Source organism: Natronococcus roseus (assembly GCF_043677095.1).
In the GTDB taxonomy this organism is placed as follows: Archaea; Halobacteriota; Halobacteria; order Halobacteriales; family Natrialbaceae; genus Natronococcus; species Natronococcus roseus.
In genome coordinates, this window is sequence record NZ_JBHLJR010000003.1 from 543,886 (window position 1) to 562,594 (window position 18,709).

Annotated in this window: 17 protein-coding genes; 8 read left to right on the plus strand and 9 right to left on the minus strand. The window is 65.5% G+C overall.

From position 1 onward, the window contains the following. Positions 1-39: 39 nt before the first annotated feature. On the minus strand, positions 40-1,260 hold the full coding sequence (locus tag ACFEMD_RS10650) for an outer membrane protein assembly factor BamB family protein (RefSeq protein ID WP_394740985.1): 1,221 nt from the start codon (positions 1,258-1,260) through the stop codon (positions 40-42). 120 nt (positions 1,261-1,380) lie between these two features. Between ACFEMD_RS10650 and uvrB the strand changes: the two genes are divergently transcribed. Beyond that, positions 1,381-3,435, plus strand: coding sequence for an excinuclease ABC subunit UvrB (gene uvrB, locus ACFEMD_RS10655; RefSeq protein WP_394740986.1), 2,055 nt, complete (start codon positions 1,381-1,383; stop codon positions 3,433-3,435). Positions 3,436-3,465: 30 nt separating this feature from the next. On the opposite strand, the gene nrfD is transcribed toward uvrB, so the two are convergent. The 3 genes from nrfD to ACFEMD_RS10670 all read right to left on the minus strand — a co-directional run bounded on the left by nrfD (position 3,466) and on the right by ACFEMD_RS10670 (position 5,763). Then, positions 3,466-4,827, minus strand: coding sequence for an NrfD/PsrC family molybdoenzyme membrane anchor subunit (gene nrfD, locus ACFEMD_RS10660; RefSeq protein ID WP_394740987.1), 1,362 nt, complete (start codon positions 4,825-4,827; stop codon positions 3,466-3,468). An 89-nt stretch (positions 4,828-4,916) separates the two neighbouring features. After that, positions 4,917-5,399 (minus strand): GNAT family N-acetyltransferase, encoded by a 483-nt coding sequence (locus tag ACFEMD_RS10665; protein ID WP_394740988.1) that lies wholly within the window; start codon positions 5,397-5,399, stop codon positions 4,917-4,919. A gap of 67 nt (positions 5,400-5,466) precedes the next feature. Further along, the gene (locus tag ACFEMD_RS10670) at positions 5,467-5,763 is read right to left on the minus strand and encodes an SUI1 family translation initiation factor (RefSeq protein WP_394740989.1); all 297 of its coding nucleotides are present in this window, start codon (positions 5,761-5,763) and stop codon (positions 5,467-5,469) included. 132 nt (positions 5,764-5,895) lie between these two features. On the opposite strand from ACFEMD_RS10670, the gene ACFEMD_RS10675 reads away from it, so the two are divergent. Next, complete coding sequence (locus tag ACFEMD_RS10675; protein WP_394741052.1) at positions 5,896-6,405, plus strand: hypothetical protein; 510 nt, start codon at positions 5,896-5,898, stop codon at positions 6,403-6,405. An 8-nt stretch (positions 6,406-6,413) separates the two neighbouring features. Here ACFEMD_RS10675 and ACFEMD_RS10680 read toward each other — a convergent pair whose 3' ends face one another. Further along, the gene (locus ACFEMD_RS10680; RefSeq protein ID WP_394740990.1) at positions 6,414-8,177 is read right to left on the minus strand and encodes an excinuclease ABC subunit C; all 1,764 of its coding nucleotides are present in this window, start codon (positions 8,175-8,177) and stop codon (positions 6,414-6,416) included. A 150-nt stretch (positions 8,178-8,327) separates the two neighbouring features. On the opposite strand from ACFEMD_RS10680, the gene ACFEMD_RS10685 reads away from it, so the two are divergent. The 5 genes from ACFEMD_RS10685 (at position 8,328) to ACFEMD_RS10705 (ending at position 12,952) form a co-directional block, all read left to right on the plus strand. Then, positions 8,328-8,585, plus strand: coding sequence for a hypothetical protein (locus ACFEMD_RS10685; protein WP_394740991.1), 258 nt, complete (start codon positions 8,328-8,330; stop codon positions 8,583-8,585). A gap of 87 nt (positions 8,586-8,672) precedes the next feature. Continuing rightward, the gene (locus ACFEMD_RS10690; RefSeq protein ID WP_394740992.1) at positions 8,673-9,593 is read left to right on the plus strand and encodes an ABC transporter ATP-binding protein; all 921 of its coding nucleotides are present in this window, start codon (positions 8,673-8,675) and stop codon (positions 9,591-9,593) included. Then, entirely contained in the window at positions 9,590-10,567 is a 978-nt protein-coding gene (locus tag ACFEMD_RS10695) for an ABC transporter permease (RefSeq protein WP_394740993.1), read from the plus strand. The genes ACFEMD_RS10690 and ACFEMD_RS10695 overlap by 4 nt, the downstream gene beginning before the upstream one ends. A 101-nt stretch (positions 10,568-10,668) precedes the next feature. Beyond that, positions 10,669-11,670 (plus strand): ArsA family ATPase, encoded by a 1,002-nt coding sequence (locus ACFEMD_RS10700; RefSeq protein WP_394740994.1) that lies wholly within the window; start codon positions 10,669-10,671, stop codon positions 11,668-11,670. A gap of 355 nt (positions 11,671-12,025) precedes the next feature. Next, complete coding sequence (locus tag ACFEMD_RS10705) at positions 12,026-12,952, plus strand: CPBP family intramembrane glutamic endopeptidase (RefSeq protein ID WP_394740995.1); 927 nt, start codon at positions 12,026-12,028, stop codon at positions 12,950-12,952. 263 nt (positions 12,953-13,215) lie between these two features. Here the strand turns inward: ACFEMD_RS10705 and ligA are convergent, their stop codons facing one another. The 4 genes from ligA to ACFEMD_RS10725 all read right to left on the minus strand — a co-directional run bounded on the left by ligA (position 13,216) and on the right by ACFEMD_RS10725 (position 17,584). Next, complete coding sequence (gene ligA / locus ACFEMD_RS10710; protein ID WP_394740996.1) at positions 13,216-15,300, minus strand: NAD-dependent DNA ligase LigA; 2,085 nt, start codon at positions 15,298-15,300, stop codon at positions 13,216-13,218. An 81-nt stretch (positions 15,301-15,381) separates the two neighbouring features. Then, positions 15,382-15,771, minus strand: a complete 390-nt coding sequence (locus ACFEMD_RS10715; RefSeq protein WP_394740997.1) for a 2Fe-2S iron-sulfur cluster-binding protein — start codon at positions 15,769-15,771, stop codon at positions 15,382-15,384. Beyond that, positions 15,768-17,168, minus strand: coding sequence for a selenium-binding family protein (locus ACFEMD_RS10720; protein WP_394740998.1), 1,401 nt, complete (start codon positions 17,166-17,168; stop codon positions 15,768-15,770). Before ACFEMD_RS10720 ends, ACFEMD_RS10715 begins: the two co-directional genes overlap by 4 nt. A 50-nt stretch (positions 17,169-17,218) precedes the next feature. Next, a complete protein-coding gene (locus ACFEMD_RS10725) occupies positions 17,219-17,584 on the minus strand; it encodes a 2Fe-2S iron-sulfur cluster-binding protein (RefSeq protein WP_394740999.1) in 366 nt (121 codons plus the stop codon). Between the two features lie 184 nt (positions 17,585-17,768). Here ACFEMD_RS10725 and rio1 point away from each other — a divergent pair, with 184 nt between their 5' ends. Then, positions 17,769-18,638 carry a serine/threonine-protein kinase Rio1 gene (gene rio1, locus ACFEMD_RS10730; RefSeq protein WP_394741000.1) on the plus strand — a complete coding sequence of 290 codons (870 nt, stop codon included), beginning with the start codon at positions 17,769-17,771 and terminating at the stop codon, positions 18,636-18,638. Positions 18,639-18,709: the final 71 nt, after the last annotated feature.

Sequence of the window (18,709 nt, forward strand, 5' to 3'; positions counted from 1 at the left end):
AGCGATTCGAGCCGTTCCGTTCTCTTCGACTCGGTCTCCTCAGCCGTAGGCGACGACGTGGCTGTGTCCGGTTCCCACGAACAGTGCGCCGTCGACCGGCGCGAGCGACGCCGCGCTGGCGACCTGGACGCTGTCTCCCTGAAGATCGCGTTCCCATCGACGCTCGCCGTCCGTCGGATCGATCGCGACGAGATCGACGTCGCCGGCGTCACCGCCGACGAGAAGCGTCTCCCCCGCGGCAGCCAGGATCGGTCGCTCCCACTCGGTCTCGAGCTCCCAGTCGATCGTCCCCTCGCGGTCGACCGCCGCCAGTGTACTCGGCCCGTCGGGATCGTCGTCCCGGCCGCCGCGACCGACGTGGAAGACCGCCCGATCGCCGACGATCACCGGCGAGGCGACGTGCGCGTCCGAGAACTCGCGTTCCCACTCGAGCTCGCCGTTGTCGAGCCGATGGGCCTGCAGCCGTGCGGAGTCGTCGTCGAGCGGCCAGTAGCGGGCGCCGACGAGAACCCGATCCTCCCAGACGGCGGGGAACGTTCCGTGACCCCCACCCGACGCTTCCCAGCGTGGCTCCGGCTCGCCGTCGTCGAACCGTACCGATTCCGTGGGGGACTCGTACGCGGTAAGTCCGGCGTTCCCCCGCAGCAGCCGATCGCCGTCGATCGCGCTCGCCCCGTACCCCGAGAGGCGCCAGCGTTCGTCGCCGTCCTCGGCGTCGTACGCGGTGAGGCGACCGTCGTCCCCCCGGTAGAGCGTCTCGCCGTCGAAGCGGAGCCACACGCCGTGGGTCGTCGATCCGCTGGCTCTGGCGGTCTCCCAGCTCCGCTCTCCCGCTTCGAGATCGTATGCGGCGACGTCGCCGTCCTCCGCCGTCGTGTACACCGTTTCGTCGCCGAGCGCGAGCGCAGCGACGTCGGCGTCCTCGTCTTCCCACCGAACGTCCCCGCTGTCCCGTTCGAGCGCAACGAAGCTCCGGTCCGCCTCTTCCTCGCTGCCCGCGACGACGACGTCCTCGCCGACGACGAGTCCCGCGACGTCCCGACCCGGCGACTCGAGCTCCACACGCCACCGTTCCTCGGGATCGTCGGGGACGGTCGCGTCGGCGTTGTGGCCCGTGTTCTGCAGGTCAAACCGCGAGAGCCGCCAGCTGTCCGGATCGGTCTCGAGCGTGCCGAACGAGTGCCGGCTCGAGAGACAGCCCGCGACGGCGGCCAGTCCGGTCGCCGCCCCCGTCGCGAGCACGGCGCGTCTGGATGGCATATCACTGCCACTACACGTTCTCGGCATAGTCTTTCGGGTCCCCGCGGATCGATCGAGGCTCGCGGGCGCCCGCGCGTTGCATGCGAGCGCGTCAAGTATCTCGAGTCCCTGATCCAGATGATGAGTGACTCTCGAGGTCCCCTCCAGCCGGACCGTCCCGAGGCCGCCCAGCCGTTCGAGGTCGACGCGCCGTTCGACCCCGCGGGCGACCAGCCCGAGGCGATCGAGGAACTCGCCGAGGGGTTCCGGTCAGGTGCGGACAAGCAGACGCTGCTCGGCGTGACGGGATCGGGCAAGACCAACACCGTCTCGTGGACGATCGAAGAGATCCAGAAGCCGACCCTCGTGATCGCCCACAACAAGACGCTGGCGGCGCAGCTCTACGAGGAGTTTCGAAATCTCTTCCCGGAGAACGCCGTCGAGTACTTCGTCTCTTACTACGACTACTACCAGCCCGAGGCCTACGTCGAGCAGACTGACACCTACATCGACAAGGACGCCTCGATCAACGACGAGATCGACCGCCTGCGCCACTCGGCGACGCGATCGCTGCTGACGCGGGAAGACGTCATCGTCGTCGCTTCCGTTTCTGCTATCTACGGCCTCGGTGACCCCCGAAACTACATCGACATGTCGATGCGACTCGAGGTCGGCGAGGAGACCGGCCGCGACGACCTCCTCAAACGCTTGGTCGACCTGAACTACGAGCGCAACGACGTCGACTTCACGCAGGGCACGTTCCGGGTGCGGGGCGACACGATCGAGATCTACCCGATGTACGGCCGCTACGCCGTCCGCGTCGAACTCTGGGGCGACGAGATCGACCGCATGGTGAAGGTCGACCCGCTCGAGGGCGAGACCCAGGGCGAACAGCAGGCCGTGCTCGTCCACCCGGCCGAGCACTACTCGATCCCGGAGACGAAACTCGAGCGAGCGATGGACGAGATCCGCGACGACCTCGATTCGCGAATCTCGTACTTCGAGCGCCAGGGTGACATGCTCGCCGCCCAGCGCATCGAGGAGCGAACCACGTTCGACCTCGAGATGATGCAGGAGACGGGCTACTGTTCGGGAATCGAGAACTACTCGGTCTACCTCTCGGATCGGGAGTCCGGCGAGGCGCCCTACACCTTGCTCGACTACTTCCCCGACGACTTCCTGACGGTGGTCGACGAATCCCACGTGACTCTCCCCCAGGTCCGGGGCCAGTACGCCGGCGACAAGTCCCGAAAGGACTCGCTGGTCGAGAACGGCTTCCGGCTGCCGACGGCGTACGACAACCGCCCGCTGACGTTCGAGGAGTTCGAGGAGAAGACCGACCAGACGCTGTACGTCTCGGCGACGCCGGGCGACTACGAGCGCGAGCACAGCGATCAGATCGTCGAACAGATCGTTCGGCCGACCCACCTCGTCGACCCGGAGATCGAGGTCTCGCCCGCCAGCGGCCAGGTCGACGACCTGATGGACCGCATCGACGAGCGCATCGAACGCGACGAGCGCACCCTCGTGACGACGCTCACGAAGCGGATGGCCGAGGATCTGACCGAGTATCTCGAGGAGTCCGGCGTCGACGTCGCCTACATGCACGACGAGACTGACACCCTCGAGCGCCACGAGATCATTCGCTCCCTTCGGCTGGGTGAGATCGACGTCCTCGTCGGCATCAACCTCCTTCGGGAGGGCCTGGACATTCCCGAGGTCTCGCTCGTGGGTATCCTGGACGCCGACCAGGAGGGGTTCCTGCGCTCGGAGACGACGCTCGTCCAGACGATGGGACGCGCGGCACGAAACGTCAACGGCGAGGTCGTGCTCTACGCCGACGATCCCTCGAACGCGATGGAGTCGGCCATCGAGGAGACCCGTCGGCGTCGCGAGATCCAACAGGAGTACAACGAGGAACACGGCCTCGAGCCGACGACGATCGACAAGGCGGTCGGCGAGACGAATCTGCCCGGAAGCAAGACCGACACGACCGAGGTGTCGGGTCGCGAACTCGAGGACGACGACGAGGCCGCCCGCTACATCGCGGAGCTCGAGGATCGGATGGAAGAGGCGGCAGGAAACCTCGAGTTCGAACTGGCGGCTGACATCCGGGATCGGATTCGAGAGGTGCGCGAGGAGTTCGCTCTCGAAACCGAGGACGAGGGGATCGCACCACCGGCCGAGGAGTTCTGAACAGGTTTCACACCGCGGTCCGGGAAGCCCTCACTCGTGTTCGGCGCGGTCGGCGCGTTCGGGACGGGCCTCGTGCTCGCCGCGATCGCCGCGGAGGTGTTCGATCGCGTGGAGTTCGACGACCGGGACGACCTTCGCGACGCCCAGGAAGAAGAGAACGACCATCCCGATCGTTCCCGTAATCGAGGAGAATTCGATCAGGCTCGGGAAGTACGTCCCCGGCGTGGCCCCGTAGATCTCGAAGCTGGGATGGAAGAATCCCTCGACGACGAACAGCACCTTCTCGATCAGCGTCGCGAACAGCACGAGGAGAGCCGCGGCGATGGCTCGCCCCTTGGAGAACAGCGCCGGTCGGATCGTCTGTGCGAAGATGTACGCGAGGACGCCGAAGACCAGTCCCATCGAGAGGAGGTAGATCGGGTGTGCGAGCCGCGCGGTCGCCGCGGCGTCCAGATCCACGGGCGGGAAGAAGCCGCCGGCCACGTTCTGCTGGAGCTGCAGCCAGAGAAAGAGCAGGCAGAAAAAGCCGAGCCACAGCAGGAGTCCGCGGAAGACGTCGTCGGTGATGATGTGGTCCCAGTCGTAGGCTCGGCGGAAGGCGAACGACAGCAGGATGACCCCGCTGATCGCCGAGGTCAGCGCGATGGTGAGAAACTGCGGGCCCTGCACGCCGCCGAACCAGATCGGGTACGTCGGCAACACCGCGAACAGCCACGGGATCACGCCCCCGTGGAGCAACAGCGGCGCCATGATGATGATCGCGAGTGCAAGCCACCAGACCATCCGCTGGACGATCTCGTCCTCCCGCTCGCTGTAGCCGATCGTCAGTCCCCTGTAGATCGGTTCGAAGTGATTCGGCAGCTGGTCGCCCAGTCGGGAGACGTCGTACCTGAGCGTGAGTCCGAGATACGTCGCCGTCAGCACGAAGTACGCCGTGATGACGGTCACGTCCCACACCAGCGGCGACGCGTGGACGGTGATGTGGTAGTGACCGAGGACGCTCGTCACCATCCGGTCGGGGCGACCCATGTGGACGAGGATGAAAAAACCCGCCGCGGAGAGCCCCGCGATGGTCAGGAGTTCGGCCAGCCGAGCGACCGGCATGTACCGGTCCATCCCCAGCAGTCGGACGGCCGCCGAGAGGATGATCCCGCCGTGGGCGATCCCGACCCACCAGATGAACGCCCCGATGTAGACGCCCCAGGTGACCCCGCCTCCCGTCCCCCAGTCCGAGAGTCCGGTAACGATCAGCCCCTCGGCGAGCTGGTAGGCCCAGCCGATCAGAAAGATCAGGAGCGCCAAGCCGGCGACGCCGAACAGGAGGAAGTACGTCGTCGTCGTGTTCTTGATCGGCCGAAGAATGTCCGCTTCGGTGGGCGCTTTCGTGCTCATTGTGTGGGTTCTTCACACCCTCATGCCGACCCGCTACTTCCATCCGTCCGGTGAGCATGCAAGCACACTTTTAACCGGCCGCGGTACCGCTACAGCTCGAGCGTGTAGACAACTTCCCGGCGGGACTCGCCGCCGATCTCGACCTCGCCCTCCCCGGTTCGCTCGAAGCCGAGTTCCTCGTAGAACGCCCGACCACCCTCGTTCGAGGTGAGGTCGATCGCCCGCATCCGGCTCATGTTGAAGTCCTCGAGATCCTCGCGGAGTCGATCGTGGAGCGCCGTGCCGACCCCCTCGCGCTGATGATCCGGATGGACGTACATCCGCAGGACGTCGCCCTCCTCGCCCTGCACGACGCCGTGGGTGAACCCGGCAATCTCGCCGTCGGTCTCGGCGACGAGCACCGCCGTTCCGGGCTCCGAGAGCGCCCGCTCGAGTTCGTCGTTGCCGTACCAGTCGTCGATCGTCTCGTCGACGACCTCACTCGAGAGCTCGTCGTAGGTGTCGTGCCAGGTCTCGCGGGCGAGTTCGCGAAGCGATTCGCGGTCGTCGGCCGTCGCCGGTCTGATCTCCATGCCGCGCGCTACGGTAGCGAGGACCAAAGCTGTACTCGCAACTCGAGTTGCACCGGTACAACCCCGGTTACGTTTCGACGTCGAACCCGTGTTCGCGAAGGAGATCAGGCGCTCGGTCGCGGTGGTCACCCTGGAGCTCGATTCGCCCCTCGTCGACGGTGCCGCCGGTTCCCACCGAGGATTTGAGATCGGAGGCGATCGATTTGACCTCGGCTTCCGGCAGGTCGAACCCCTCGACGATCGTCACCGGTTTTCCGTACCGTCGTTTCTCCATTCGGATCGACAGCAGCTGTTCTGCGGCCTCGAGGTCGCCGTGGCTGTCGAGTTCGTCGAGCAGGTCGTCGATCGAGTCGTCGTTAGACACGTAGTACCAATCGGGGCCGGAGCGCAAAACCCTGTCCCCGGATCGAACGACCCCCGATCGTCAGGACCGACACCCTCGCGGTCCACCGCCCGAGGCCCGATGGTTCATACGGGCGGGACACGACTCTCCACCGTGCTCCGTCGCGCCCGCGAACTCGGACCGCCGGTGTTGGTACCGCTCGCCTGGACGTTCGTCGTCGCAGCGCACCTCGGTGCCGTCGCCGTTCGGACGCTGTTCATCGCACACGTCGTGATGAGCACGCTGCTGGCCGTGTTCGCCGTGACTGGTCGGTCGGACATGCGGCGCGGAACGCTGCTCGTCTGGTGGCGTCTCATCGTCGTCGGCCTGTTCGTGACGCTGTGTGGAACGGCGGGATTCCTGCTCGAGTCGGTCGCCGATCCCCTCCAGGCGATCGCGCTGTTCGGCTGGATGCTCCTCCCGGCCGTCGGCTTCGTCGACACGGGACGGCGCGTCCCGAAGGGAACGTGGATCTATCTCGGAGGGGCCGCGGCCTGCGCCCTCGGCGCGGTCGCGTATGCGGTCGGCGTCGCCGCGACCAGCGATTCGATCGCGGTCGTCGGGCTCGTCGCGGTCGGGCTCGGCCAGACCGCCGGAATCCTCGACGCCGCGATCCGATACTGACGCCCCCGCTACAGCCGTGATTTGATCGTTTCGGCCGTCTTCTCGCCGACTCCGGAGACACTCCGGAGGTCCTCCGGACTGGCCTCGCGAACGTTCTCGACGCTGCCGAACCGACCGAGCAGTCGCTTTCTCGTCTCGGGTCCGATCCCGGGGACGTCGTCCAGTACCGTCGAGACGTCGTCGCGGATCGTCTGATGGTACTGGACCGCGAAGCGATGGGCCTCGTCCCGAACCCGCTGGAGGAGGTGGAGGTGTGGCGCGTCGTCCGGCCACGACAGACTCCGGTCGGGCGTCACCACGCGCTCCTCGGCCTTCGCGAGCGCCACGGCGGGTACGTTCCAGCCCACCTCTGCCAGCGCGTCGCGGGCCGCCTCGAGCTGGCCCTCGCCGCCGTCGATCAACAGCAGGTCCGGGTCGGGCCGGTCGTCGCGACCCTCGACGGCTCGCAGGGCGCGCCACTCGAGCAACGCCTTCATGTTCGCGTAGTCGTCGTTCTCGTCGGTGAGCTTCTTCCGTCGGTAGTCGGCCTTCTCGGCGTTGCCGTCGACGAAGGTGACGTCGCTTCCCACCGCGAACTTCCCCTGAGCGTGGCTCACGTCGAACCCCTCGATCCGCTCGGCCGACTCGATCTCGAGGGCGTCGGCGAGCATGGCGCACTCGTCGCGCCCGCCGACGTTGCGCCGGGCGTTCTTCAGCGCGAGGTCGACGAGTTTGGCCTCCCGGCCCGCGCCAGGGACGCGCACGGAGACGCCCTCGGCCTCGAGCCAGGCTCCGACCTCGTCGTCGCTGTGACGTTCGGGGAGCAGGAGGGCGTCCGGCAGCTCTCGTTCGGCGTAGTACTGCACGATGAACGCCGCGAGGACGGCGGGAACACCTCCCGGCTCACCCCCGACTCCGTCGTCGCCAGGATCGGGGCCGGGTGCCTCGAGCGTGTGTCGATCTCGATCCACGAGCTTTCCGTTTTCGGCTCGCAGGCGGGCGACTGTGGCGTCCCCACCCTCGATGGCGACGCCGAGCACGTCGACGGCCCGCTCGTCGCCGGTCGACTGGACGGCCTCGCCGCCCTCGCCGTGGAACGCCTCGACGGTCTCGAGGCGATCCCGCAGGTTCGCCGCGCGCTCGAAGTTCTGCTCCTGTGCGGCGGCCTCCATCTCCCGGCACAGCGGGTCGGCGAGGATTCCCGTCTCGCCCTCGAGGAACCGTTCGACGGCGCTGACGTCCTCGACGTAGCTCTCGAGGTCGATCTCGCGGGTGCAGGGGGCGGTACAGAGCCCCATCTCGTAGTCGAGACACGGCCGATCCCGCCCGGAATACTTGTGGTCCGAACAGCCCCGGACGCCGTAGGTCTCCCGCAGCGCCTTGACGACGACCTCGACCTGGCGCTTGCTCGTGTAGGGACCGAACACCGTGGCGGACTCGTCGGGGTCACGCGTGATCTCGATCCGCGGGGCTTCGTGGTCCGTAAGCTGGACCATCGGGTAGGACTTGTCGTCCTTCAGCCGGACGTTGTACCGCGGCTGGTGGCGCTTGATGAGGTTCGCCTCGAGCAACAGCGCCTGCGTCTCGGTGTCGGTGACCGCGATCTCGATCCCGTCGGCGCGGTCGACCATCCGTCGAATGCGGGCGCTTCGCGGGTCGGCGTAGGATCGAACCCGGCTCCGGAGATCGACCGCCTTCCCGACGTACAGCGTCGTCCCGTCGGCCCGGAACTGGTAGACGCCCGGCTCCCGCGGTAACGACGTCGCGCGCTCGCGAACCCCCTCGGCGTTCATCGGCGGGCCTAGGGCGGCGGGGGGTTTCAGCCTGACTCCTCGCGGTCGACGGACGGCGGGCTCGTCGCTCGCTCCGACTCGGGGTCGGCTCGAGCCGACCGCCGAAGCGGACGCGGTACATTCTCGGTGCTGGATCCACCAGAACGGGGTATGAGCGAGGAGATCCGCTGCTGGCTGGTCGAACGCGAGTACGACGACAAGGGACTGGTGACGCTGACGTACGCGACGCCCGACGGCGAGTCGATCTACCGTCGGGAGCTGGCGGCGTCGGCCGCATCGGACGTCACGGCCGCGAAGGAGCTTTCGTCGGATCAGCTCGAGGCCGTCGCGGACGAGGAGACCCGCGACCGGTACGCGACGGAAGTCGATCGGACCGCGTCGAACTACGATCCCGGCGAGCCGATCTGATTCGGCATTTTTCACTGTCACGGAAATGAATATTACTCCGAGTGGCAATCCTTATCGGGAAACGGTGTCTTCACTCGGCCACCAACCATGCCCGCTATCACGGTCGACGGGCTGACCAAGACGTACGGTCAGACCCTCGCGCTCGACGATCTCTCCTTCGAGGTCGAGGAGGGTGAGGTGTTCGGCTTCCTCGGTCCGAACGGGGCCGGCAAGTCGACGACGATCAACGTCCTCCTGGATTTCGTCCGTCCGACGGCGGGACGAGTCGAGGTGCTCGGGCTCGACGCACAGGCCCACAGCCGCGAGATCCGATCGCGGACCGGGGTGCTCCCCGAGGGGTACCGGACCTACGAACGACTCACCGCCCGGCAACACCTCGAGTTCGCGATGGACTCGAAGGGCGTCGACGACGATCCCCAACGGCTGCTCGAGCGGGTCGATCTGGCCGACGCGATCGACAAGAAGGCCGGCGGATACTCGAAGGGGATGGCCCAGCGGCTCATGCTCGCGATGGCGCTGGTCGGCGACCCCGAACTCCTCATCCTGGACGAGCCCTCGACGGGACTGGACCCCAACGGCGCCCGTGAAATGCGAGAGATCGTCCGCCAGGAGAGCGAACGGGGCGCGACGGTCTTCTTCTCGAGTCACATCATGGAGCAGGTCGAGGCCGTCTGCGACCGCGTCGGCATCCTTCGCGAGGGCGAGATGGTCGCCGTCGACTCGGTCGCGGGACTGCGGGAGTCGGTCAGCGACGGGACGGTGTTGCGGGTCACCGTCGATCGGCTCGACGACGACGCCATCGAGGCGGTCCGCTCGCTGCCCGACGTCTCCGAAGCGAGCGTCGAGAGCGAGGCGCCGCCGACGCTCGCGGTCCGGGTCGACGGCTCGAAGACGGACGTACTCTCGGAACTCGAGAACCAAGGCCTCGAGGTTCGCGACTTCTCGACCTCCGAGGCGTCGCTCGAGGAGGTCTTCCAGTCCTATACGACGGAGGTGGGTGCCCGATGAGTACCGAGTCCGAGACGGAAACCGGAACGGCCGACCGCGGGACGACGGCGCCCTCGAGTTCGATCACCCTCGAGAGCGTCCGTGCCGTCGCGAAGAAGGACTTCCAGGACTCGGTCCGCTCGTGGCTGTTCTGGGGACTGAGTCTCTTTTTCTTCACGCTGCTGGTCGCGACGACGGGCGTCGTCTCGTACTTCGGTGAGGACCTCGCCGCACAGGGGGCGACGACGGACGTACTCGTCGGCTTCGTCAGCGAGATCACGCGGCTGATCATCCCGCTGATCGCGCTGATCCTGGGCTGGAAGGCCATCGCCGGCGAGCGCGAGTCGGGCAGCATCAAGATCCTCCTCTCTCTGCCCCACTCGCGCAAGGACGTGCTGCTCGGGAAGCTCATCGGACGCTCGGCGGTGCTGTCGCTGTCGCTTACCATCGGGTTCGTCCTCGCCGCGGCCGTCGTCGCCGTCCTGCTCGGCGGGTTCGACGTCGGCGACTACGTCGGCCTGCTCGCAGTCTCGATCCTCTATGGGATCGCCTACACCAGTATCGCCGTCTCTCTATCCTCGCTGACCCGGTCGACGACGATCGCCGGCGCGGCAATGTTCGGCGTCTTCATCCTCTTCTACGTCGTCTGGAACGCGCTGACGTCGGTCGCGTCGCTGCTGGCCGAGCGAGGAATCCCCCTCTTCGAGACGATCAGCTACACGACCGAAATGCAAGGCCAGGAGGTCGAACTCGAGCGCCTCCCCGACTGGGTGTACTTCGTCGTGAACCTCGATCCCGGGGAGGCCTACGGCCGAACGCTGACGCTGGTCACGGATACCGATATGATCGAGCTCCAGGCCCAGCTCAACGAGGAGATGTTCGGCGGCGAACTCCCCTTCTTCCTGCAGGACTGGTTCGCACTCCTGATCCTGGTGTTCTGGATCGTCGTCCCGATCGCCGTCGCGCTCTACCGGTTCGACCGGGTCGACCTCTGAGCGGCGGTCGTTTCGATCCTCGGCGGAACCTCTCCGCTACCGGGACTGTCACGGCTGCGTGACCGGGTACTTAGGGTCGCGGCTCCGGTACTCGAGTTCGAATGACACGTTGTATCTTCTACGGCGGCAAGGGCGGCGTCGGGAAGACGACCTGCGCGGCCGCGACGGCGACCCAACTGGCCGACGGCGGACGGAAGACGCTCGTCGTCTCGACGGATCCCGCACACTCGCTGTCGGACTCCCTCGAGGCCGATCTTGGTCCCGAGCCCCGAAAACTCGAGCGAGGACCAGAACCCGCCCTCGAGACCGACTCGAGGGGAGCGCCCGAACTCGAGGACGCGGCCGACCTCTGGGCCGCCGAAATCGACCCCGAGACACGCCAGGAGCGCTACGAGGAGCTCGCGCGGGCGCTCGCGGCCGACCTGCGCAGCGCGGGGATTCGGCTCGACGACGAGGAGGTCGAGCGGATCTTCGCCGCCGGAACGCCCGCGGGCGGCGACGAGATCGCCGCACTGGACCTTCTGGTGGAGTACGTCGACTCGGGCGACTGGGACGTCGTGGTCTTTGACACCGCGCCGACGGGCCACACGCTGCGGCTGTTCGACACGCCCGCGGTGGCGGGCCCGTTCCTCGAGACGCTCGGCTCGCTACGCGGGCAGGCCAGGCGGATCGGCACCGCCGCCCGTTCGGCGGTACTGGGCCCGATGTCGATGTTCGGTGGGAGCGACGATGGGGCCGACCTCGAGGCGTTCCGGGATCGTCTCGAGCGCTCTCGGGAGTTGCTGCTCGACACCGAGCGGACGGAGTTTCGGGTCGTCCTCACGCCCGAAGGGATGGCGATCGCCGAATCCGAACGCCTCGTCGAGAAACTCCGGGAGGCCGGAGTCCGGGTCGATCGCCTCGTCGTGAACCGCGTCTTCGAGGATCCCGAGGACGACTGTTCGCGCTGTCGGTCGCGGTACGAGCGCCACGAACGGCGGGTCGACGAGATTCGCGAGACGTTTCCCGATCTCGAGGTCGTGACGCTTCCGGAGCGGGAGGGCGAGATACAGGGACTCGAGGCGGTCCGATCGATTGCCGACCGGCTCCCCGCGGAGGCGTAGCTGACGTCGGTACTACGGTTTCGTTATTCGGTCTGGACGGGAATCTGAACTGGCCGACTCGTTACGTACAGATCGCCGTCTCTTCCATTAACTAATAGAAATGTCGAGAGAGAGTCGTGCTGAATACAGCGCACGAATGTCGCACGAGTCTGAACGTGATCAATGCGGAGCATCGAACGCTCAGTAGAGGTGGTGCAGTTATCCGTTCAGCGCTTTGTCTCTCTGATTACTGTCAAAAACGGTGTTCTGAGTATGAGGATCTGTTCAGCAATACTGAGTTGCTCATCCACTCATAAATTGGGGCTTACACGAATTTTCGGCTAGCTTAACCGTCCTCGAGATGTAAAAATTCATAATGGAAAAAACAATAGGCCACACGATTGGTAAAACCAATATTCAATTGTCGAACCCCTGGATATTCTTTGCAATAACGTTCGCTTTCACATGGGCATTCTGGATACCGGCGATTATCTTCGACCTCGCGTTCGATAACGCTCTTGGGCTCCTGTTACTCCTCCTCGGGCTCCTCGGGCCAGGTATCACCGGAGTTACCCTCATGAAGTTGCTGTATACCGAAAGTGCCCAGCAGGACTTCTGGGATCGTGTCACGAACATCCGTCGGATCGGCATTCAGTGGTATCTTGCAGTCTTCTTGTACGCACCGATACTATTCGCCATTGCAGCAGGTATCGATATATTGTTGGGCGGCACCGGCTACTTTGTGGCCGATTGGGTATCACAACTGACATCTAATCCAGCTGCGTTCCTCCCAACACTACTCTTTTCGACACTACCACCGGTCCTCGAAGAGTTAGGCTGGCGTGGTTATGCACTGGACCAACTCCAACTAACACGGACCGCGTTAGCTGCCGGATTGGTTTTGGGAGTTTTCTGGGCAGCCTGGCACCTCCCACTCTTTCTTATTGAAGGGACAAACCAGCACGACGCTGTTGGGTTTTTGACAATAGGTTTCTGGCTATTCATGATCGGCGTCGTCGCACTCTCTGTCGCATTCACCTGGATACATAACGGCACTGGGGGGAGTATCCTTGCAAGCATCTTGCTACACTCTTGGACGAACTTCACGCTGCAAACCTTCGAGGGGACACTCCGAACAGATATTTTCTTCTATGCCGGTACTCTGTGGGCCTTTGTCATACTCGTCGTAATAGTCTACGGTGTGAAAACCCTGGCAAGAAGGGATGATCTCCCACACCCGACCCTCAAAACACAGCCGACCGTCACTTCAGACGGTAACCAAGATGCACCTCCTGGCCTATGACTGCTAATTAGACTCGTTCGCGGTCAGTCGTTTGGTTCACGTGTGTAGTGTACAGTATATTCACGTGAATAAATCTCTAAAGAAGAGGATTTCAACAGAGCCGATACTCAGTAAGTAGCAGCGTATCCTCTCTATTCAGCAGCCAGTTCTTGACAGTTATTGGTGAAACCAATCGCTTCTCCGTTACCTACTTGTCCTGTACGTAACGCGATTTTCAGATGAGAAGCTGAATAAAGAAATACTGCTACGATCTACTGGTAACGCTACCCGAGCTCGATTCCCCGCTCCGCCAGCAGCTCCCGAAACTCCCCCTCCTCGAGCACCGGTACGTCCTCGTCCGCAGCGTCGTCGAGCTTCGTCTGGCCTGGACTCTCGCCGGCGACGAGGTAGTCGGTGTTGCCGGAGACGCTGCCCGTCGCCGACCCGCCGTGGGCCTCGACAGTTTCCTGGGCCTCGTCTCGCGTACTGCCCTCGAGCGAGCCCGTGAAGACGAACGTCAGCCCCTCGAGTTCGTCCCCGCCGGGTTCCAGTTCCGACTCCTGTGGCGAGACGTGCTCGAGGATCGCGTCGACGGCAGCAGCGTTGGCCTCGCTGGCGAAGAAGTCGTGGATCTGAGTCGCGACGGTCTCACCGACGTCGTCGACGCCCTCGAGCGACTCGGGCTCGTCCGCTGCGGTCGTCCGAACCCGTTCAAAGGTGCCGAACTCGCGAGCCAGCTCGCGGGCGGTCGTCGGACCGACGTGGGGGATGCCGAGCGCGGAGAGGAAATCTGCGAGCGGAGGTTCCCTGGCCGAGTCGATCTCCGCGAGCAGGTTCTCGGCGCTTCTCTCGCCCCAACCCTCGAGAGCGGTCAGCTCCTCGTGATCGAGCTCGTAGAGGTCCGCGACGGACTCGAGCAGGCCCGTGTTCACGAGCTGGCGGAGGCTCTTCTCGCCCAGGCCCTCGAGGTCGAGACCGTCGTCGCTCGCATAGTACTCGATCGATCGACGCAGTTGAGCGTCGCAGGCGAGGCCGCCCGTACAGAAGGCCATCGGGCCGTCGCGCTCGATGGCGCTGTCACAGACGGGACAGTGGTCGGGCAGCTCGTAGTGGCCCTCGCTCCCCTTCTCGACGACCTCCTCGACGTACGGGATGACGTCGCCCGCCCGCTGCACGCGGACGGTGTCGCCGACGTTGACGTTCTTCTCGGCGATCTCCTCGGGATTGTGCAGACTCGCCCGCGAGACCGTCACGCCGCCGACGTCGACCGGCTCGAGCAGCGCGACGGGGGTCACCCGACCGGTGCGGCCGATCTGAACCGCGACGTCGGCGATCGGCGTCACCTCCGCGCGGGCGGGGAATTTGTAGGCGAAGGCGTAGCGGTCGTGTCTGGCCGTTCGACCCAGCTCCTCGCGGGCCTCGCGATCGTCGACCTTGATGACGGTGCCGTCGATCTCGTACGCGAGGTCGTCGCGGGCCTCGAGCATGCGGTCGCGGTACGCGATGGCGTCGTCGATGTCGTCGACCACCTCGACGTGATCCGTTACCCGCAGCCCCCACTCGGGGAAGCGCTCGAGCTCCTCTCGGTGGCTCTTTGCGAGCTCGCTGGCCTCGAGCACGTCGAAGTAGAAGACCTCGAGGGGACGGTCGGCAACCACCGAGGGATCGAGCTGGCGGATCGTCCCCGCGGTGGCGTTTCGCGGGTTGGCGAAGGGTTCCTCGCCGCGCTCGATCCGCTCGCGGTTGTGTTCCTGAAAGGCCTCCTTCGGCATGTAGACTTCGCCGCGCACCACGAGGAAATCGGGGTGGTCGCCGTGGAGTCGCTGGGGAACCGAACCGATGGTGCGGGCGTTTTTCGTTACGTCGTCGCCCTCGCGGCCGTCGCCGCGGGTGACCGCCCGTTCGAGGCGGCCGTTCTCGTAGACGAACTCCATCGAGACGCCGTCGAACTTGGGCTCGCAGACGTACTCGACCGCGCCAACCTCGCGCTTCACCCGGTCGTCGAACTCCCGGACATCTTCTTCCTCTCCGCTCTGGTCGATCGAGAGCATCGGCGTGACGTGCTCGACCGTCTCGAACGCCTCGATCGGCTCGCCGCCGACGCTTCTGGTCGGACTATCCGGGCTAGTGAGATCGAAGGCGTCCTCGAGCTCCCGCAGGCGAGCAAAGAGGGCGTCGTAGGCTCGATCGGCGACGAGGGGATCGTTCTCGACGTAGTACCGCCGATCGTGCTCGCGAACGGCCTCGCGGAGCAGTTCGACCTGTCGCTCCGCCTCCGCTTCCGAGAGCTCCTCGAGCGGCTCGAAATCGGTCGGCGGATCCCGGAGGTACGGGTTCTCTTCGTCGGCGTTCTCGTCGGCGAGGGACATTCGTTGCTCGAGGGTTACGCCGCGGCTCCGTTAACGTTACTGACGTCGTTCGCGGAGCACACTCGAGCGGGCCGAGTCCCGCTACTTCCAGGGGTTGTCGACGAGGCCGCTCCGGGCTCGCGAGCCGACGGCGACCCGACAGTCCGCTCGCGGGGTCGCGATACAGAGCAGGACGTACCCCGCCTCTCGGTGACGCGGTTTTAACGCTCGCGGTTCGCGGCGGTACGCGAAGGCGTCTGCGACCGCCGACGATCCGTCGGTCGCCGACTCATCGATATTCTCGTGGACTACCGTGCCGTCGACCTCGAGCAGGCGTCCCGCGCAGGTTCCGCAGGCTCCGGTTCGACAGCCAAAGGGAACCGCCCGGTCGGTCCGTTCGCTCGCCTCGAGGACCGTCTCGCCGCTCCCGACCTCGATCGTCCTGTCGGAGCCGTCGGTCCGCTCGAGGGTGACGTTGTGGGTTCTCGTCACTGCCAGACGTCGCTGGTGCAGTCGCCGTCGGGCCAGCGGATCTCGTGGGCGCGGGCCGGTCCCTTCGGGCACTCGCCCCAGTCGACCAGGAAGTCCTCGTCGAGCTCGAGGGTACCGTTTCGGGGATCGACGTCGGCTTTCAGCATCACCGACCCCTTCTCGGCCTCCTCGGGGTAGAACTGGTCGTCCCACGTGGAGAACAGCGAGCTCGTCCAGTACAGGCGCTCGCCGTCGAGGCTGAGCTGGATCATCTGCGGGCCGGCCGCCAGCTCGCGTCCCTGGACCTCCCGGACCTCGCCGAAGGTGCCCCCGACCGACAGCGAGTCGGCCCGCCGCGGGTTCGACGGATCCGAGATGTCGTACATCCACAGCTCGCCGTGGAGCCAGTTCGAGCCGAACAGGTAGCGGTCGTCCATCGAGATCAGGATGTCGGTCGTCAGTCCCGGTACGGGCATGTCCCAGTCCTCGTGCTCGCGGGCCTCGAAGTCGATCGCCTTCTCGGCGCGGTACTCCCCGTCCCGATCGCGCCAGAAGTGGAAGATGTTCGAGGAGAGTGCGGTGCCGACGAAGCCGTGGGTCGACTCGGGCGTGTGGAGGAACCGAACCTCGAGCGGGATCTGGCCCTCCTCGCCGAGATCGATCGTCTGCTCGACGGTTCCGTTCTCCCAGTCCCAGAAGTGGAGCCGTCGGCCGTACTTGCCGTCCTCGACGTCCTCGAGGTCGAACCCGGGGTAGTAGGTCTTCGGCGCGGCCCACTCCGTCGAGACCATCACGTTCTGGCGGGGCTGGTACCAGTAGTCGTAGTTCATCTCGATCTCGCCCGGCGGCTCCCAGCGCCCCTCGATCTCGAAGTCGTGGTTGAGCTCGAGGAAGCCGCCCGGGAGCTCGCCGTCGGCGTCGCCGAGCATGCTGATGATGATCTTGCCCTCGGGCACGCAGTGGACGGTGTGGGGCGCCGAGAGGTCGTACTCGAAGACCTCCTCGGGCTCGATCACCTCGACGAGCTCCGGATTCCGGCGGTCCTTCGTGTCGACGACGTGGATTCGAGAGGAACGCTGGCCGGGGACGATCAGGTGCCGACGCTCGAGACCCTCGACGTGACACGACGACGAGCAGGCGTTCCACCCGAAGTGGTGGAGTTCGTCGCCTCGCTCGGGCATCTCGAGGCGATCGACGATCTCGCAGTAGGTATCGGAGTCCGGATCGAGGTCGACGACGGCAACGAAGTCGGGTTCGTCGATGTCGGTTCCGGTGTAGAGGCTCATCACGTAGGCGAGCTCCTCGCGCTCGCCCTCCTCGAGGGCGGCCTGCGGGGTCGCATAGCCCGGCCCCTCGTGACCATGGTGGTCGTGGTCGTGGCTCGGCTCGGCGTCGGCTGGAGTGTCAGCGTCACTCATGATTGGGCGTACCACGAACGCGGGGATAAAGCTGCCCGCGACCGGGGAACTTACCCCCAGGGACTGTCGCCAAGCTGGCTGCGGACCATCGGACCGACCTCGATGCGACAGTCGGCTCGAGGGTGGGCGATACACAGCAGCGCGTAGCCGTCGGCCCGGTCGGACTCCTCGAGCGCCCGCGGCGGGCGCCGGTAGTCGACGGCGCTTGCGGCGTCGGGCGACTCGTCGCTCTCGTCCCGACTTCCATCGACGGCGAGCACCCGCCCCACGCAGGCCGTACAGGTCCCCTTCCGACAGTCGTAGGGCAGCCGGATCCCCTCGCGCAGGGCCGCCTCGAGGACCGTCTCCTGTGGATCGACCGCCACCGTTTCGCTCCGGCCGTCGGGCCACTCGAGCGTCACGTCGTGGTCGCTCATCGCTCGCCCCTCGTCGGTTGACGTTCGACTGATCGGTTCATGCGGGCCGGTACGCTTCGCGAGCGGAAAAACGTAGAGCCGTCGATCGGGCGTTCGTCGCAGTCGGCCGAAGGGGGAACCGAGTTTCGGCGGCGATCCGCCGATACCCAGTCTTTACCCGCACCGACCCCGTAGACGCCGACAGATGGAACAGGGATCGGAGTACGGGCTGGTCGACCTCGAGGAGGTCGACACGCCAGGGGACGAGTGGGAGGAGATCGACGTCTCGGACACCGAGGCCGATCGGATCGCCCGCAAGCGCGATCGGGAGTTCGAGCAGTTCGAGGAGCGGATCAAGGACGCCGACCAGTTCAAGGTCGAGCAGTCGGTGTTCGACGACGCGACGCTGGCGGCGCTGTACAAGCTGGTCCAGGACGGCTACGTCGAGGCGTTCGGGGGGCCGCTGTCGACGGGCAAGGAGGCGAACGTCTACCACGCGCTGGGCGACGACCGCGAGGTCGCCGTCAAGGTCTACCGCATCAACGCTTCGAACTTCCGCCAGATGCGTGACTACCTCGAGGGCGACCCGCGCTTCGAGGGGCTGGGCGGCAAAAAGAAAGACGTCGTGCTCGCCTGGACGAAAAAGGAGCTGGCGAACCTCAGGCGGGCGAAGAAAGCGGGTGTTCGCGTGCCGGAGCCGATCGCGACCGAGCGGAACGTCCTCGTGATGGAGTACATCGGCAACGAGGACGGCCGCGCGAAACGCCTCGGCGAGGTTCACATCGAGAACCCCGAAACCGCCTACGGGGTCATGCGCGAGTACATGCGCCGGCTCTACTCCGCCGGAATCGTCCACGGCGACCTGAGCGAGTACAACGTCGTCTTCGACGAGGGCCAGCTCGTCGTCATCGATCTCGGCCAGGCCGTCACCGTCCACCACCCCAACAGTCGGGACTTCCTCGAACGGGACTGCGAGAACGTCGCGAACTTCTTCTCCCGGCAGGGCGTCGAGACCGACCCCGACGAACTGCTCGAGTTCGTCACGAATCCGGAGCCGGATCCGTCTCGAGGCTAACGGTCGGCCGAAACCTTCTTTATTATCTGATTACGTTACTCGACTGATGACGGCCGCTCTCGACTGGCGCT

Coding starts and splice junctions, on each gene's coding strand:
- ACFEMD_RS10650 (WP_394740985.1), bottom strand. CDS start 1,260: ATGCCATCCAGACGCGCCGTGCTCGCGACGGGGGCGGCGACCGGACTG.
- uvrB (WP_394740986.1), top strand. CDS start 1,381: ATGAGTGACTCTCGAGGTCCCCTCCAGCCGGACCGTCCCGAGGCCGCC.
- nrfD (WP_394740987.1), bottom strand. CDS start 4,827: ATGAGCACGAAAGCGCCCACCGAAGCGGACATTCTTCGGCCGATCAAG.
- ACFEMD_RS10665 (WP_394740988.1), bottom strand. CDS start 5,399: ATGGAGATCAGACCGGCGACGGCCGACGACCGCGAATCGCTTCGCGAA.
- ACFEMD_RS10680 (WP_394740990.1), bottom strand. CDS start 8,177: ATGAACGCCGAGGGGGTTCGCGAGCGCGCGACGTCGTTACCGCGGGAG.
- ACFEMD_RS10685 (WP_394740991.1), top strand. CDS start 8,328: ATGAGCGAGGAGATCCGCTGCTGGCTGGTCGAACGCGAGTACGACGAC.
- ACFEMD_RS10690 (WP_394740992.1), top strand. CDS start 8,673: ATGCCCGCTATCACGGTCGACGGGCTGACCAAGACGTACGGTCAGACC.
- ACFEMD_RS10695 (WP_394740993.1), top strand. CDS start 9,590: ATGAGTACCGAGTCCGAGACGGAAACCGGAACGGCCGACCGCGGGACG.
- ACFEMD_RS10700 (WP_394740994.1), top strand. CDS start 10,669: ATGACACGTTGTATCTTCTACGGCGGCAAGGGCGGCGTCGGGAAGACG.
- ACFEMD_RS10705 (WP_394740995.1), top strand. CDS start 12,026: ATGGAAAAAACAATAGGCCACACGATTGGTAAAACCAATATTCAATTG.
- ligA (WP_394740996.1), bottom strand. CDS start 15,300: ATGTCCCTCGCCGACGAGAACGCCGACGAAGAGAACCCGTACCTCCGG.
- ACFEMD_RS10720 (WP_394740998.1), bottom strand. CDS start 17,168: ATGAGTGACGCTGACACTCCAGCCGACGCCGAGCCGAGCCACGACCAC.
- ACFEMD_RS10725 (WP_394740999.1), bottom strand. CDS start 17,584: ATGAGCGACCACGACGTGACGCTCGAGTGGCCCGACGGCCGGAGCGAA.
- rio1 (WP_394741000.1), top strand. CDS start 17,769: ATGGAACAGGGATCGGAGTACGGGCTGGTCGACCTCGAGGAGGTCGAC.